Source organism: Caballeronia sp. LZ029 (genome assembly GCF_031451275.1).
GTDB lineage: Bacteria > Pseudomonadota > Gammaproteobacteria > Burkholderiales > Burkholderiaceae > Caballeronia > Caballeronia jiangsuensis.
This window is the reverse complement of record NZ_JARUXO010000093.1, coordinates 101,460-116,825: the sequence shown is the minus strand read 5'-3', so window position 1 is coordinate 116,825 and position 15,366 is coordinate 101,460. Positions and strand designations below refer to the sequence as shown.

At 63.6% G+C, this 15,366-nt stretch carries 14 protein-coding genes; 9 read left to right on the top strand and 5 right to left on the bottom strand.

Going from position 1 to position 15,366, the window contains the following annotated elements:
* Window positions 1-207: 207 nt before the first annotated feature.
* The 5 genes from QCE73_RS34675 (at window position 208) to QCE73_RS34655 (ending at window position 6,304) form a co-directional block, all read left to right on the top strand.
* Window positions 208-1,380, top strand: a complete 1,173-nt coding sequence (locus tag QCE73_RS34675) for a monovalent cation:proton antiporter-2 (CPA2) family protein (RefSeq protein WP_309885432.1) — start codon at window positions 208-210, stop codon at window positions 1,378-1,380.
* Between the two features lie 116 nt (window positions 1,381-1,496).
* On the top strand, window positions 1,497-2,597 hold the full coding sequence (locus QCE73_RS34670; RefSeq protein ID WP_309885431.1) for an AI-2E family transporter: 1,101 nt from the start codon (window positions 1,497-1,499) through the stop codon (window positions 2,595-2,597).
* A gap of 13 nt (window positions 2,598-2,610) precedes the next feature.
* Window positions 2,611-4,155 (top strand): efflux transporter outer membrane subunit, encoded by a 1,545-nt coding sequence (locus QCE73_RS34665; protein ID WP_309885430.1) that lies wholly within the window; start codon window positions 2,611-2,613, stop codon window positions 4,153-4,155.
* Entirely contained in the window at window positions 4,152-5,285 is a 1,134-nt protein-coding gene (locus QCE73_RS34660; RefSeq protein ID WP_309885429.1) for an HlyD family secretion protein, read from the top strand. The genes QCE73_RS34665 and QCE73_RS34660 overlap by 4 nt, the downstream gene beginning before the upstream one ends.
* An 8-nt stretch (window positions 5,286-5,293) precedes the next feature.
* The gene (locus QCE73_RS34655) at window positions 5,294-6,304 is read left to right on the top strand and encodes a DUF2955 domain-containing protein (protein WP_309885428.1); all 1,011 of its coding nucleotides are present in this window, start codon (window positions 5,294-5,296) and stop codon (window positions 6,302-6,304) included.
* A gap of 43 nt (window positions 6,305-6,347) precedes the next feature.
* Here QCE73_RS34655 and QCE73_RS34650 read toward each other — a convergent pair whose 3' ends face one another.
* Entirely contained in the window at window positions 6,348-6,605 is a 258-nt protein-coding gene (locus tag QCE73_RS34650; protein WP_404989851.1) for a hypothetical protein, read from the bottom strand.
* Window positions 6,606-6,883: 278 nt separating this feature from the next.
* On the opposite strand from QCE73_RS34650, the gene QCE73_RS34645 reads away from it, so the two are divergent.
* From QCE73_RS34645 to QCE73_RS34630, 4 genes are all read left to right on the top strand, one after another.
* The gene (locus QCE73_RS34645) at window positions 6,884-7,600 is read left to right on the top strand and encodes a MipA/OmpV family protein (protein ID WP_309885427.1); all 717 of its coding nucleotides are present in this window, start codon (window positions 6,884-6,886) and stop codon (window positions 7,598-7,600) included.
* A gap of 237 nt (window positions 7,601-7,837) precedes the next feature.
* Window positions 7,838-8,098, top strand: a complete 261-nt coding sequence (locus QCE73_RS34640; RefSeq protein WP_035508095.1) for a hypothetical protein — start codon at window positions 7,838-7,840, stop codon at window positions 8,096-8,098.
* Between the two features lie 111 nt (window positions 8,099-8,209).
* Window positions 8,210-9,442: a DUF3300 domain-containing protein gene (locus QCE73_RS34635; protein ID WP_309885426.1), complete on the top strand. Its 1,233-nt coding sequence runs from the start codon at window positions 8,210-8,212 to the stop codon at window positions 9,440-9,442.
* 10 nt (window positions 9,443-9,452) lie between these two features.
* Window positions 9,453-10,367, top strand: coding sequence for a DUF2950 domain-containing protein (locus tag QCE73_RS34630; protein ID WP_309885425.1), 915 nt, complete (start codon window positions 9,453-9,455; stop codon window positions 10,365-10,367).
* Window positions 10,368-10,464: 97 nt separating this feature from the next.
* Here QCE73_RS34630 and QCE73_RS34625 read toward each other — a convergent pair whose 3' ends face one another.
* The 4 genes from QCE73_RS34625 to QCE73_RS34610 all read right to left on the bottom strand — a co-directional run bounded on the left by QCE73_RS34625 (window position 10,465) and on the right by QCE73_RS34610 (window position 15,032).
* Window positions 10,465-11,055, bottom strand: coding sequence for a YSC84-related protein (locus QCE73_RS34625; RefSeq protein ID WP_035508097.1), 591 nt, complete (start codon window positions 11,053-11,055; stop codon window positions 10,465-10,467).
* 216 nt (window positions 11,056-11,271) lie between these two features.
* Window positions 11,272-12,777 carry a DASS family sodium-coupled anion symporter gene (locus QCE73_RS34620; RefSeq protein WP_309885424.1) on the bottom strand — a complete coding sequence of 502 codons (1,506 nt, stop codon included), beginning with the start codon at window positions 12,775-12,777 and terminating at the stop codon, window positions 11,272-11,274.
* A 242-nt stretch (window positions 12,778-13,019) separates the two neighbouring features.
* Window positions 13,020-13,307 (bottom strand): transporter substrate-binding domain-containing protein, encoded by a 288-nt coding sequence (locus tag QCE73_RS34615; protein WP_309885423.1) that lies wholly within the window; start codon window positions 13,305-13,307, stop codon window positions 13,020-13,022.
* 60 nt (window positions 13,308-13,367) lie between these two features.
* A complete protein-coding gene (locus QCE73_RS34610) occupies window positions 13,368-15,032 on the bottom strand; it encodes a PQQ-binding-like beta-propeller repeat protein (RefSeq protein ID WP_309885422.1) in 1,665 nt (554 codons plus the stop codon).
* Window positions 15,033-15,366: the final 334 nt, after the last annotated feature.

The following is a 15,366-nucleotide window of genomic DNA, read 5'->3' as shown; positions in this document are numbered from 1 at the left end:
ATCACTATGCTGTAAGAAGGCCGAAACCCGATCCGCGCGTGAGCGGTCCCGGGTTTCCTGCGTTGTCCGCGCTCGATGATCCGAGCGCCTCATCGCGTCGAACAATCGCTTTCGTCAAGCGCGCCAGCCGCCGGTACAACGATGCAGATGCATCGACGCAAGTTTTCGTGTCTGCGTTGGTTGCGAGCCGGTTCAGGAGAACAACGCATGACAAAGCTGCTGATCGACGTGGTCATCTTTCTTGCGTCGGCGCTGATCACCGTGCCGCTGGCCGTTCGCTTCGGCTTCGGCGCGGTGCTCGGCTACCTGCTTGCGGGCGTCCTGATCGGCCCGTGGGTACTGCGGCTCGTGACCGATGTCGATGCGATCCTTCACTTCTCCGAGCTGGGCATCGTGCTGATGATGTTCGTGATCGGACTCGAAATGAAGATCGACGCGTTGTGGGCGATGCGTCGCACCATCTTCGGCTACGGGACCATGCAGATGACCGTTTGCGCCGCCGCGCTGCTGGGCGTTTTCATGATGCTGGGGCTGCCCTGGCGCATTGCATTGACGGGCGGCCTCGCGCTGTCGCTGTCATCGACGGCGATGGTCATGTCCGAGCTACAGGAGCGCAAGCTCATGGACATGCCGACGGGCCGCGCGGGATTCGGCATTCTGCTGTTCCAGGACATGGCGGCCATTCCGCTGATCGCGCTCCTGCCGCTGCTCGGACCGACGGTGCCCATGCCCGCCGCCGAACCGGGCTGGCTCGTCGCGCTGAAGGCGCTCGCCATGCTGGGCGCCATCGCGCTCGTCGGGCGCTATCTGCTGAACGCCGTGCTGCGGCTCATCACGAGCACGGGCGTCCCGGAGATCTTCACCGCATTCGCGCTGCTGTGGATCGTCGGCATCGCGCTTCTCATGCAGAGCGTGCATCTGTCGATGTCGCTGGGCGCGTTCGTCGCGGGCGTGCTGCTCGCCGATTCCGACTTTCGCCACGAAATCGAAGTCGATATGGCGCCTTTCAAGGGCTTGCTGCTCGGTCTGTTTTTCATCGCGGTAGGCATGTCGATGGATTTCAGCGTGCTCACGCGCGAGCCGGTGCGCGTAGCGGTGCTCGTCGTCGCGGTGGTCAGCGTGAAGGCGGTCGCGCAGTGGTTCCTCGCGCGCCGCTTCGACGTGCCGGCATCGCACCGGAGCTTCTTCGCCATTCTGCTGTCGCAAGGCGGCGAGTTCGCGTTCGTCGTGATGGCCGCGTCACTGGCGGCGGGTGTCATCGATCAGCGTCAGGCATCGCTCGTCACGCTGGTCGTCGCGCTCTCGATGGTCTCCACGCCCCTGTTGCTGCTCGTGCACCGCCGGCTGTTCGAAGCGACTACGCGGGCTCGGGCAGGGTAAGCGTGTTTCCGCGATCGCCGCAGTCATACGTGATCGCCGGCTTCATGCGCCGATTTGTTCTGGAAGTCATGCTGCCCGTCCCGTATTCGAACGGGTGAGCGCGAGGAGGCACGAAAATGCTATCGCCGATTTCTGAGCGCACGCTCTCCAGGGAACTGCTCGATGTCCTGATACGCGCCGGTCTCGTCGCCGTTCTGGCGGTCTTCTGTTTTCGGGTATTCGTGCCGTTCCTCGACCTGATGGTCTGGGCGCTGATTCTCGCGGTCACGCTGTACCCGCTTCAGGTCCGGCTCCGCGGCGCGTTTGGCGGCAAGGACGGTCTGATCGCCACGTTGATCATCTTCGTCGCGTTCGTCGTCATCCTCGTGCCGACATATCTGCTCGGCGTGGCGGTTGCGACGTCCATCGAGCGCGCGATGGGCATCGTCAGGAGCGGCACCTTCCAGATTCCGCCGCCAGCGGAATCGGTGGCCGCGTGGCCTCTGGTCGGGCAGCGGGTGTACGACTTCTGGGCGCAGGCGTCGACGGATGTCACGGGTCTCGCGCAGAAGTTCGCGCCGCAGATCAAGGAAGCCGGTCTCGCCGTGCTCGGCACGATCACCGGTCTGGGCGCCGGGCTGATCGTGTTCTTTCTCGCGCTGATCGTCGCGGGCATCTTCATGGCGCATGGCGAGAAGGGCTATGGCAGCGCCGTGCAGATCGCCTCGCGCATCTCCGGACCCGAAAACGGCCAGCAGATCGCGGATCTTTGCACGGCCACGATTCGCGCGGTGGCGCAAGGCGTGGTCGGCATCGCGTTCATCCAGATGCTGTTGATCGGCATCGGCTTCGTCATCATGGGCATTCCCGGCGCGGGGCTGCTCGCGCTCGCCGTGCTACTGATCGGCATCATGCAGTTGCCGGCGACGTTGATCACGATTCCCGTCATCATCTTCGTGATCGTGACGAATGGCGTGAGCACGGCGACGATCATCTTCTCGGTCTATACCTTCATCGCCGGTCTCGCCGATAACGTGCTCAAGCCGATGCTGCTGGGCCGCGGCGTCGCGGTGCCGATGCCCGTGGTGCTGATCGGCGCGCTCGGCGGCATGGTGACGGGCGGCGTGATCGGCCTGTTCATCGGTCCCGTGATGCTCGCGGTCGCCTACAAGCTGTTCTGGCGCTGGGTGAAACAACAACCGGCCCTGGAACCCCCGCAACAACAGGAGCGGCTCTGAGGGGTCGCCTTCGATGCATGCCTCCCGGATCAGACGGCCGCGGCTGACGGACTGCGTCATCGTGGGCCTCGCGTCGTTGCTGAGCGGCTGCATGCGCGTGGGGCCGGACTTTCATCCGCAACACGAGCCTTGGAGCGAACACTGGAACAGCACGTCGCTCGAACAGGTCACGCAGCAGGCGCCGCAGCCCGATGTCCGGCAATGGTGGCTAATCTTCGGCGACGAAAATCTCGAACGCCTGATGGAACAAGCCGATGCCGGGAACGGCGACCTGCAGATCGCCGGTTTGCGCGTGATCGAGGCGCGTGCACAACTGGGCATCGCGCTCGCGGGACGCTATCCGCAAGTGCAGCAGGCCAGCGCCGAGGCGCTGGCGTCGGCGCAAAAGCGTTCGGACGGTTTCGATCCACGCTCGGGCGTGTATTTGCAGTACGGCGCGGGCTTCGTCGTCGGATGGGAGCTCGACTTCTGGGGGCGTTTCGCACGCGCGATCGAGTCGGCCGACGCCGCGTTCTTCGCCGCGCAGGCCAACCGCGACGCCGCGCTGGTTCTTCTGCACGCTCAGGTCGCCGAAACCTATTTCACGCTGCGCACCGGCGAGGCGCGCCTGCGCATCGCCCGCGAGAACGCTCAGTTGCAGAAGCGCAGCTACGACATCGCGCTAAAACTCTTCAAGGCCGGCGAGACGGATGAACTGGATTTCCAGCAGGCGAACACCCAGTATCTGGGCACGTTGAGCAGCATCCCTGAACTCGAAAGCCAGATCGTGCTCGCGAAACACGCGTTGTCTCTGCTGATGGGCCGGCCGCCCGGCCCGTTGCCGGAAATCGTCGTGTCGTCCGGAAAGGGCGGCGTGATTCCGCTGGTGGATCGCGCTGTCCTGCAGGACGTCCCCGCCGATCTGCTGCTGCGTCGCCCCGACGTGCGCGCCGCCGAATATCAGATGGCCGCGCAGTCGGCGCTCATCGGCGTGGCGGAAGCGGATTTCTATCCGTCGGTCTCCCTGCTCGGCACGCTCGGCTTCAGCGCGAGTTCGCTGAAGGGCTCGCCGAGCACGCTTGCCGTGGCGATCGGTCCCAGCGTGGTCTGGAACGTCTTCGATCACGGCAGAATCACGAACAATGTGCGCGTTCAGGACGCGCGGCTGCAGCAGTTGACGGTCGCTTATCAGAACACCGTGCGCGAAGCGGCGCGCGAGGCCGATGACGCCGCCACGTCGCTGATCGCCGCGTCGCGTCGCGACGCCATCCTGAACGAGGCGCAAGGGGCGGCGCGGCGCTCGCTGACGCTCGCCAGCACGATCTATCGGGAAGGGTATTCGGACTTCCAGCGCGTGCTCGATGCGCAGCGCGCGCTGTTCGCTCAGCAGGACGCGTATGTCGTCAACCGGCGCAACGCGGTCGGCAGTCTGATCGCGCTCTACAAGGCGCTGGGCGGCGGCTGGACCACGCGCCAGCCGCTCGTCGATGCCGCCACACGCCAGCAGATGCAGCAACGCACCGACTGGGGCGATCTGCTGAACGAGGTGAGCGTGCCATCCGAAGGAGCGGCTCGATGAGCGAAACGTCCGGGTCGTCGGAAGCCGCATCGGCGCGCACGCCGCCGCCTGCTCCGGCTGGCGATCCATCGGGCAGGGCGCTGAAGTGTGTGATCACGCTGATCGTCGTGAGCCTGATCTGGTATCTGCTGGCCGACCGCATCACGCCCTATACGCAGCAGGCGCGCGTGCAGGCCAATGTGGTGCCGGTCGCCGCGGAAGTATCGGGCCGGGTGACGCGCGTCCTGGTGCGTGACAACCAGGAGGTCAATGCAGGCGACGTGCTTTTCGAAATCGACGGCGAGCAGTACCGCATCACCGCCGATCGCGCGCGGGCCGATCTCGAAACCATGCGCCGGCAGATCGGCGCAAGCACGGCCGGCATCGATTCGGCGCGTGCGTCGCTGCGCGCGGCCATCGCGAACGAGGTCAAGGCGCGGCAGGACAGCGAGCGGCTCGAAAGGCTGTATCGCGAGGACGAAGGCACGATCTCGCTGCGGCGTCTCGAAGTGGCGCGAGCGACTTACGAGCAAGCTCAGAGTCAGGTCGCCGCGGCGCGTGCGGAAGTCGAGCGTGCGCGCGAACAACAGGGCGGCATCGAGGCGGAGAACGCGCAGTTGCGCAGCGCGGCCGGGGCGCTCCAGAAGGCCGAACTCGATCTCGCCAACACGCGCATCAGGGCGCGAACCGGCGGCGTCATCACGGATCTCGGCACGGAAGTCGGGCAGTTCGCATCGGCAGGCAAGGCGGTGATGACGCTGATCGCGATTCGCGACGTATGGATCAGCGCCGACATGACCGAAAACAATCTCGGCCGCCTGAGGCCCGGCACGCCTGTGGCCATCGTGCTGGATGCGCTGCCGGGCGAAGTCTTCAAAGGGCGGATTCGCAGCATCGGGTTCGGCGTGAGCGTGGGACAGAGCACGCCGCCCGGCAGTCTGCCTTCCGTACAGACAAGCCGCGACTGGCTGCGGCCGGCCCAACGCTTTCCGGTAATCGTCGAATTCGATAAGGACGAGCGTGCGCGCCTCTACAACATGCGTGTCGGCGGGCAGGCCGAGGTGATGGCGTTTCCGACTCAGGGCAATCCGCTCAATCCGCTCGGCCGCATGTTCCTGCGCGTGATGAGCTGGCTGGCCTACGTCTACTGAGAACGCCGATGGAAAACACGCTCCAGCTTCCGGGCCGTCGCGCGCTGCGCATGGCGACCGGGACGGCGCTGTGCCTCGCGATCAGCTTTGCGTTCGATTTCCCGATTCCCGTGATCGCGCCGGTGTTCGCCGTCTTTCTGCTCGCGACGCAGAACCGGCCGCTGTCGTTCAGGTCAGCCGCGATGTTGGCGCTGGTCGTGATGCTGACCACCGGTAGCGGCCTGCTGCTCGTGCCGCTGCTTCGACATTACGCGCTCGCGGGCGTGATGCTCGTCGGCGTGTTGCTCTTCGTCGCGTTCCTCTACGGCGTGCGCGGCGGCAACAACCTCGTCGCGACTTTTCTGGTGGCGGGCGTCACGATGATCTCCGCGGCCGGCACCGCCGACTTCCAGGTGGGCGCAACGGTGGTCGGCGCGCTGGTGAAGGGGCTGCTGCTCGCCTTGCTGGTGTCGGCGCTCATGCACGGCCTCTTTCCCGAGAACGCGAACGCGCGGCCGCCGCCTGCCGCGAGAACCGTGTCCGCCGATCAGGCCGCGCGCATTGCACTGCGCGCCGCGCTGGTGGTCATGCCGGCGTACCTCCTTGCAATGACCGACCCGGCGAGCTATATGCCCATCATCATGAAGTCGGTCAGTCTCGGCAGACAGAGTTGCACCACGACCGCACGCGGCGCGGCGCGAGAGCTCATCGGCTCGACATTGCTCGGCGGCTTGCTCGCGATCCTGTTCTGGTTCGCGCTGAAACTCTCGGTGCACCTGTGGATGTTCTTCCTGTGGATGCTGCTGTTCGGTTTGATGGTCGGGCGCAGGCTCTACGGCATCAGGATGACGCGCTATCCGCCGGGCGTCTGGCTGAACGGCTTCATCACGATGATCATTCTGCTGGGCCAGTCAGTGCAGGACAGCATCGCGGGCAAGGACGTCTATACCGCGTTCGCGGTGCGCATGGGCCTTTTTCTTGCGGTCAGCCTTTACGCGTGCCTGATGCTGCAGGTTTTCGATCGACCGCGCAGCGGATGATGGCGGACGGCTCGCACGTTCGACTTGACCGCGTCCCGCTTAGTCAGTATTTGATGTCTCTTGCGGTTTGGCGCCCGTGTTGCTTCGTCTGCCGCTTGTCGTGCCGGCAATGCGCGTTCGATTGCTGGTTGGCGGCGCGGCAGTCCTGCTTGGTGTGCCGGGCGTCCTGGCGCGTATCCTGACGGACGTCGCGACCGGCACGACGTTGCTGCGCCTGCTCGGTTGCCACCGACATGCCCGGCCAGGAGCAGACGAGCATGGCAGCGACCAACGCGGTGAGCCTGAGGTTGCGAGCGAGCATGATGTGAGTTCCGGAGGACGAGTCGATACATCTGGAATGTGATGTGTGCATCAAGATAGCCGCATCCTCGACCATTGTGAATCGGCTTTTGCAACGACGACGCATAGCGATAAGCGGCACGATGATTCGATTGATCAAGAAATCGAAATACTGTGAAACAGACGGGCTCATATCGACCGGAGAGAGCACCTGTGAAACGATGCAAAGCGATCACCGGAGCATGCTTCTCGTTTGTCGTAGGCAACGCTTGCGCAAGTCCGGTCGATTTTTCGAACGCATTGCCGAATTTCTTTGGCGCGGGGATCGGTTCGACCACCGAGTATGCCGGCGGCAAGGACCGCATCGTCGGCGTGCTTCCGGGTATGCGATACGTGACGAGCGGTGGTCACCTGTTCGAGTGGTACGGCACCTATGCGCAATACAACTTCGGGAGTCTCACCGGATTCCAGTGGGGACCGGCGCTGGCGCTTCGTCTAGGACGACGGAATGTCGATGACGAGGTCGTGTCGCAGGTGCACGACGTCTCCACCACGGTGGAAGGCGGCGGGTATGTCGGCTACGAGTACAGTCACGTCGGCGATGTGCCGTTCCGTTTGCGCGGGGAGGTGACCGTCGTCACGAATGCGGGCTCCGTCTATACAGGCGCGCGCACCACACTGAATACGAGCGCATGGTTTCCACTGCATTCGCGCGTGTTCGTCGGCGGCGGAGTCGGTGCGACATGGGTGAGCGGCGGCTTCAACGAAACCTACTACGGCGTGACATCCGAGGACTCTCAGAAGAGCGGATTACCGGTTTTCAATCCCGGAGGCGGCCTCAATCAGATTACCGGCTGGATCGCCGGCATCTTTCAAGTCAGCCCGAAATGGTACGCGGGCGCGATGGTTTACTACCAGCGCCTGATGGGTGATTCGGCAGCCAGCCCCATCGTGACGCAGCGTGGCACGCGCAATCAACTTACTTACGGCGTCGGGATCGCTTATGCCTTTCAATGACCTTCTTTGAAACCGGGACGTCTTTGGGCGCGGTTAATAGGCAATTGCATCATCGTCTGGGTCGACATCGATCCGATCAGGTTGCTTGAATTCACGAACGAGTTCGCATACTGTGAGCAGAGCAGCGTGCGGTTTAGACCGCGTTGTCGTTCCTGGAAAAGTTCGCGCGGAGAGGAACGGCCGGCACACCTCATATCTCCGTGAAGCGTCGATAGCAGTCAAAGAGAGGAGGTAGCCATGAATCGTCTCAAAGGAGCTGTAGTGCTGATGTCGATCGCGTTCGCAACGAATGCGTGGGCACAAACCGATCAGGGCGCGGCTCAGCCCGCGCATAGCGACGAAATCGTCAAGATGCGAATGGAAGTCTCCGCAGCCAACAAGAAATATAACCAGAAGGTCGCGGCGGCCAAGAAGGTTTACGATCACAAGAAGGCGGAAGCCGCCAAAGAGCGCGACGCGGCCATCGCAGCAGCACATGGCGGTGCGCCTGCGCAATGATCGCTGTGTCGTGGCGATCTGCAATCGGATGTTCTTTCGGAACTGAGACGGCCCTGTAACGACCCGGGCTCTGGAACACGCGCGGTGTAGCCAATCCTGGTGGTGCTGGACATGCGTGAGTGCTTTAGCGTGATCGTCGTCATCGCATCCGCGCTGTGCGCAGGCGGATGCGCAGTCCCTCAAACGCCGCCTGAAAGCGGCGCGCAAACGGTCGCTCCGACACCTGTCGCAAGCGGTACGCAAACCGTGGCTCAGGCGTCGGATGCGGGACGTGCGCAACCCCTCCCGATGGAGTCGGGTTCGCTGGACGCGCTCGTCGGTCCGATTGCGCTCTATCCCGATGATCTCGTCGCGATCATTCTTCCGGCATCGACTTTTCCGGTCGAAGTGGTGCAGGCGGACCGGTTTCTCGATCGCAGAAAAACCGAGAAGAACCTGCCGGTCAACGAAGCATGGCAGGATCCGATCAAGGCGCTGCTGAACTACCCCGAAGTGCTCAAGACAATGAGCACCAATCTCGACTGGACGGTCGCGCTCGGCGAAGCGGTGGTGACCGATCAAAGCGCCGTGTTGCAGGCCGTGCAGCGTTTCCGGCGTCAGACTCAATCGGTGGGCAATCTCAAGACGGATGACAAGCAGACGGTGGTGGTCGAGAAGGAAGTCATCAAGATCGTTCCGTCGAATCCCGAGGTCATCTACGTGCCGCAGTACAACCCGTCGACGGTCGTCATCAGCAGCCCGACGCCGGTGTATTCATACTGGCCGGCGCCTTACCCGGTCTACTACTATCCCTACGCACCGGGCGCGGCATTCGCGACGGGTCTCATCTGGGGCGCCGCGATCACGGCGGCGTGGAACGGCGGGCACTACGTGTCGCACTACGAGGGCGGCAACAACACGATCAATATCAACCGCGAAGGCAACGTCAACCGGGCCGATGTGAAGAACGAGCTGAGCAATCGCGCTGCGAACCGCTCGGCGAACGGAACCTCTGCGTCTCAGCGCTCGACCCAGTGGCGCTCGGAAAAGAAGCCCGGACAAGTATCGGGCGCGAGCACGCGCGCATCGGCGCAACGCGTGGGCGATGCGCCATCTCGCGCCGGCGCGCGCGCCCCGACGGCCGCGCAGTCGCCACGCGCACCGAGCGCCGGCAACCTTCAGGGACGGGGCGGCGACGCGTTCAGCGGCTACGGTTCCGCCCAGGGCGCCAGAGCGGACAGCGCGCGCGGCGCAGCGAGCCGGCAGTCGATGCCGGGCGGGCAAGGCGGACGAAATTTTCAGGGCGGCTTTTCGGGCGGTGCGCGTGGTGGATTTGGCGGAGGCGGCCGCGGCGGTCGCCGATAGGAGACGCTTCATGAATAGCACGTCTCGTCGATTCGTCGCATGCGCGATCGTCGCGATGCTCATCGTTCCTTTGCGCGCTCACGCCGCCGGGGATCAGGAGACGTTCAGGACGCCGGAAGAAGCCGTCAGCGCGCTGGAACAGGCGCTCAAGTCGAACGACGACGCAGCGCTCATCGCCATCTTCGGCAATGCGCACAAGGAACTCGTCGTGACGCCGGATGAAGCCGAGAATCGCGAACTGCGCGCCAATGCGCTCGCCGAGTTCAATGCGTATCACATGCTGGAGGAAACGTCGCCGGACCGCCGCGTTCTGCGTATCGGCGATGAAGCGTGGCCCATGCCGATTCCGCTCGTTCGCACGCAGGGCGCGTGGCGCTTTGCGACCGAAGAGGGCGAGCAGGAAGTGCTGGACCGGCGCATCGGTGCGAACGAGCGCGAGGCCATCAAGGTGATGCGCGCGTATGTCGATGCGCAACGCGAGTACGCGACGCGCGACCGCGTGGGCGACGGCGTGCTGCAATACGCGCGCAGGCTCGGCAGCACGCCGGGCAAGCGTGACGGGCTGTATTGGCCTGCGGACGAATCGAAGGGTGAGGAGCCGAGTCCGTTCGGGCCGCTGATCGCAGCGAGCGCGAATTATCTCAAGGATCGGAACCCGGGCGACGCGTATCACGGCTACTACTTCCGCATTCTCACGCGACAGGGAAAGCACGCGCCGGGCGGTCCTTTCAGTTACGTCATCAACGGGCGCATGCTGGCGGGCTTCGCGATGGCCGCGTATCCCGCGCAATATGGGTCGAGCGGGGTGATGACGTTCGTGGTCAACAACAACGGCGTCGTGTATCAGAAGAATCGCGGCGCGTCGGCTAAGCCGCTGACCGAGTTCGATCCGGATGCGTCGTGGAGTCGTGTGCAGGAGCCTTGATAGACGAGCTCCGCCAGCCGGACTGCGATCCGGCAATTTGGCCGAAAAAAGCGAACTCGCGCGACGCGACGGTCGTACGTGCCGCGCGAGACTGCGCTCACTCGTTCAGGCGAGATACCTTGGTGCCTTGAAGCGAAGCGTCGGCCATCAAACCTGCGTTGGTCAGTACAAACGCTTGAACCGGCTTCGATGCGGTGGTCGTATCGATCGCGCCGTTCGCGCCCATCCTGACCAGCGCCACGGAAGCGTCCGCTCCCGCCGACCAGCCGTCGGAATTGCGGAATTTGGCGAGCGCGTCCTGGGTCATGAACAGAAAGATCAGCGCCTTCGATTGCGCGCCCGCCTGCAAACCGAGCGAGCCTGAAGTCGTGCTGTAGTAGCCGACGGTGTGTCCACCCACACGAAGCGAGCCTTTTCCGTACTGTGCGCCGACGACGAAGCCCGCCTGGAGCACGGACGGAAACACGAGCACGCCGCTCGCTTTCGCCACCAGTTCGCGTGAACCGCCTACGGTGGCGTAGAGGCGCTGAAGTGTGCTATCGACGTCGGCGTCGATGGAGCGCCGCAGATCCGCCGCGCCCGCCGCCTGTTCGGCTCCCGCGTTTCTATTGGCTGTGCAGCCGGAAAGCGCGAGCCCTCCGAGCGCCAGAACGGCGGTCGACTTGACCATGAAGTTTCGTCTATGCATCGTTGTTCTCCAGTGTGGAATGTAGAAAACCTCATAGAGCAGCAGCGAGACGCACGACCAGTTATAGCACAGCGGCAAGCTTGGGCGAGAAGGGAAGAGAACGCATCGACCCAGGTGAGATAAAAAAACGCGCATTGGGGGAAGGTCTTTTCCTGGTACGCCTTCCTCGTGTCACGCGAGCGATCGGATCGTCAAGCCGCGCGACGACCCGCTGCTTCACCAGAAGCCAAGCAACTTCCACCAGAGGCTGCCGACCACCGCGAAGATCAGCAACTCCACCAGACACATCACGAAACCGACGCGCCACCAGGTTCCCATCGTGACATAGCCGCTACCGAAGATGATCGGCGAGGTGCCCGTCGCATAGTGGGTCAGCGTCATCATGATCGCCGAGCCGGCCGCCATCATCAGCATGAACGGCGCCACGTATCCGGGTGGTATCAGATGGACCCCGACCGTCAGGAAGGCGAGCATCATCGCACTGATGTGCGCCGTCGTGCTGGCGAACAGGTAGTGTGAAAAAACGAAGGCCAGTACCAGGATCGTGGCAGTTGCGCCCCAGCCGATGCCGCTGGCAACGATCGCGCCTTTCATGGCTTCCGAGAACCACGTGATCACGCCTTGCTTGTTCAGTTGCTCGGCCAGCATGATCAGCGCACCGAACCACACCAGCGTGTCCCAGGCGCTCTTCTCCGACAGCACATCGTCCCAGTCGATGGTGCCGGTGATGATCAGCAGAAACAGGCCGACGAACGCGACCACTGTCGGATCCAGGATGAACGACGGACCGAACACCATCGCCGGCACGTCGGCCCATAGCAGCAGCAGCAGCGCGAAGGTCCCCAACATGACCCGTTCCCTCGGCGACATGGGGCCCATCTTCGCCAGTTCGGCGCGGGCATACGCTACCGCGTTGGGTGTGGCATGGAGCTGCGGCGGCGCGAGCGCATAGATCACGAGCGGCATGACCAGCAGGCATAGCAGGCCGGGCAGCAGCATGCACAGCGCCCAGCTCGTCCAGGTCAGATGCAGGCTCTGGTTGGTCGCCTTGGCGATGTAGTCCACCACCAGCGGATTGGGCGCGGTGGCGGTCAGGAACATGGCCGAGGTGATGGGGTTGGCGTGATAGTTGACCATCGCGAGGTAGGTGCCGACCTTGCCCTCGGTGCCCTTGGCCGGATCCGAATCGAAAGCGTTGGCGATCGACTTCATGACCGGATGCACGATGCCCCCGCCGCGCGCGGTATTGCTCGGTGTGAACGGCGCCAGCACCAGTTCACAGACGGCGAGACCATAGCCGATGCCTACCGTGCGCTTGCCGAGCAATGAGATGAATATAAGGCCGATGCGGCTGCCCAGGCCGGTCTTCTTCAGCCCGCGCGAGATCAGGATGGCCACTACGATCAACCAGATCAGCGGGCTGTCGAAGGCGGTCAGCGCATCGGCGATGGCCCCCTTGGACGAGGTCGAGGTCACCTGTGACAGCGAGAGAACCACGATCGCCATCACCGCCATGACCCCGATCGGCATGACCTTCAAAATAATCGCCACGATTGTTGTCAGAAATATGGCGACGAGGCCCCAGGCCTTGGGCTTTAGCCCCTCGGGCACGGGTAGCAGCAGGAGGATAACCAACACGGCCGTTGTGATCAGCGCGGGACCGAGTCGGAACGGGACAACGCTGTTGAAGTAGCGGAACGTCGCTTTTAGTCTTGTGAACATTCTGCGATCCTTCCCGGAATAGTTGGCCGCGTCCGCTGGAACATAGTTCAGAGAGCACCGTTTGGCAATGAGCAGCTTGCCTCTCCTGATTGCCCTCATGCATTAGAAACCCTGGTCCGTTCAGCCGCCCGAGATCGGGTCACGGTCTCCGATGCGTACGGCACGCGCTCGCAGGCTTCGAGCAAGCCGCAAGCGGTGGAATCGGGCAGACGCGAGAGGATGGCGCGGCCCGTCGCCGAGCTTCATCGTCGACCACGCCGAGATCGATGCGGCCCACGCGCACATCGGCGAGCAGCGAGAAGTAGTCTTGATAGGTGGACATCGGTGCCGGGCAGCGCCTCGATCATCATGTACTGCACGCTGTCGACGAGCGTGCCGACCTTTGCGCCCTTGAAGTCCGCAAGCGAGCCATAGTGCTTCTCGTCGCCATCGCGGATGACGACGCCTTCGCCCCAGCCGTAGATCGGCGCGCTGAAATCGACCACCTGCGCGCGCTCCTCGGTGATGAAGAGCGCTGCTCCCATCACCATGAACGCGATGACGGGAGCGATCCTGACACGGACGCGCGATGCGCCCGTCGAAAAACAGCGCTATTGCGACCGCAACCCGAACACGGCGACGCCATTCTTCGCGCCCACGTACACCTTGCCGTTCGCGATCATCGGCGTGATGAACTTGTTGCCTGCACCGAACTGGTCGCGCCCACCGGCATCGACGCTGCTGTAGAGCTGGTGATTGAGATTGGTCGCGTCGTAGGCGCGCAGAACGCCGATCGACCCGTTCTCCGCCGCCCACAGAATCGCGTTCGACGTGCCGTTCGCCGAAATGCTCGGCGTCGCGCCCGGAAAGGCGAACGCGTTCAGCGTCTGACTCGACGGCGTTCGCGACAGCGCGGCGTTCGTTACCGTGAACGCCTTGATGTTGTCACCGACCGAGCCGAAGTAGACGGTGTTGTTGAAATACGCGGGCGAGCCGAACATCGGTCCGCGTATCTGGCCGACGAGTTCCTGATAGATGTGATCCGCGTTCGAATCGAACTTGCCCATCGACCAGCGGTTCACGACATAGATCGTCGAGTTCTTGCCCGCGCCGACCGCGAGACGCCAGACCTTGCCGCTCGCATCGGTGAAATCGGGCAAGACCATCGCGCCGCCGGAACCGAGGTCTTCGTCCTCGTTCGATTCCTGCACCGTGTTCGACGGCTGGAAGTAGTCCTGCACTCTCAACGGCCCGAGGTTCAGCCGCAGGAAGCCATTGCCGAAGTCGCCGTTGATCGGCATCTCGTGCTCGTTCTGCGTCGGATCGAAGGTGCCGTTGGCATCGAGGAAATAGATCGATTCGCCGTCCGACGCAAGGCCCGCGCCGCTCATCCAGATCGAGCCCATCTGGCCGTTCGGCGTGACGTTCAGCACGCTCGCCTGTTGCAGCGTGTTCGCGTCATAGCCCATGACCCAGCCGGTGTACGGCATGAAATCGCAGTGCGAAGTCCAGGCGGTGTAGACGACGCCATTGAGCAGGAGCAACGACGCGCGCTCGGCGTACTGGCCCGGATCGAACGTGAGCGTGCCGTTCTGGCTGCCCGCGCCGTTGCCGGGATAGGTCGCGCGAATTTCGGTCGGACCATTGAAGAGCTCGGCGCCGGTCGTGATGTCGAGCGCGTGGATGCGCTGGTGATAGCCGCCCGACGCGTCCTTCGACATGCCGACGACATACATCGCGCCGTTCGGTCCGCGCCCGCGATCGATGACGGGCGTCGCCGTCACGCCGATGGTCGGCGTGATCTGATGGCAGTTGTGATCGTCGCTTGGCTTCTCTCCGTTGCCGAGCGTCGAGACTTTCCATAGCGTCGCGCCGCTATCGGCATCGAACGCGTACACGCTGGCGTTCTCCGTCGCGACGTACACGACGTTATGCGTGGCCCCCGCGATCGGGACGCTCGCGAGAAAGAGCGGCTGTGCATCGACGGCGCCATCGACGGAATAGAAAGCGAGCTTGCCGAAGGTGTTTTGATTGACGTTCGCAAGCGTGAGGGTCGTTTCAGCGAGTTGCTGTCCGGTGCGGGCGATGTCGTTGTGCCAGGTGACGACGTCCATCGCGTTGCCGGGCGACGATGCGTTCGCCACGCTCGAAGCGGCCCGGCTCGCTGCGGCCGATGTTGCACTGCCGCCAGAGTCGCCGCCGCTGCACGCCGCGATGATTGCCGCGATCAGCGCGGCGCCGAGTGCCCCGGCAAAAGCGGAAAAACGCGCATTCATTTGCATTCTCTTTCTCCGGAAGGGCCGGAACGGACAACGCGGTGTCGGGCGACATCGGTGCTGCAACAGAGCAATCATGATGCCCCGTAGCAGCGTGTACCCGCAAACCAGCGCACGGCGAAGCGAGGAAGCCGTCGAGCGCCGTGAGTGACGCCATTCGGCCGCTTTTGAACAGTGAGAAACGCAGGGCGAGCGATGAACCCGGCTTACAAAAGAGCGCGTCAGCTTTGCTCGCGACTCGGGCGCCCCGCGGGTTGGTGACGGAGAACAGGGACGGTCTCGCCACCGAACGTTCGGGCGTAACGTGGAAGGCTCTTTACCGACTGAAAGCTAT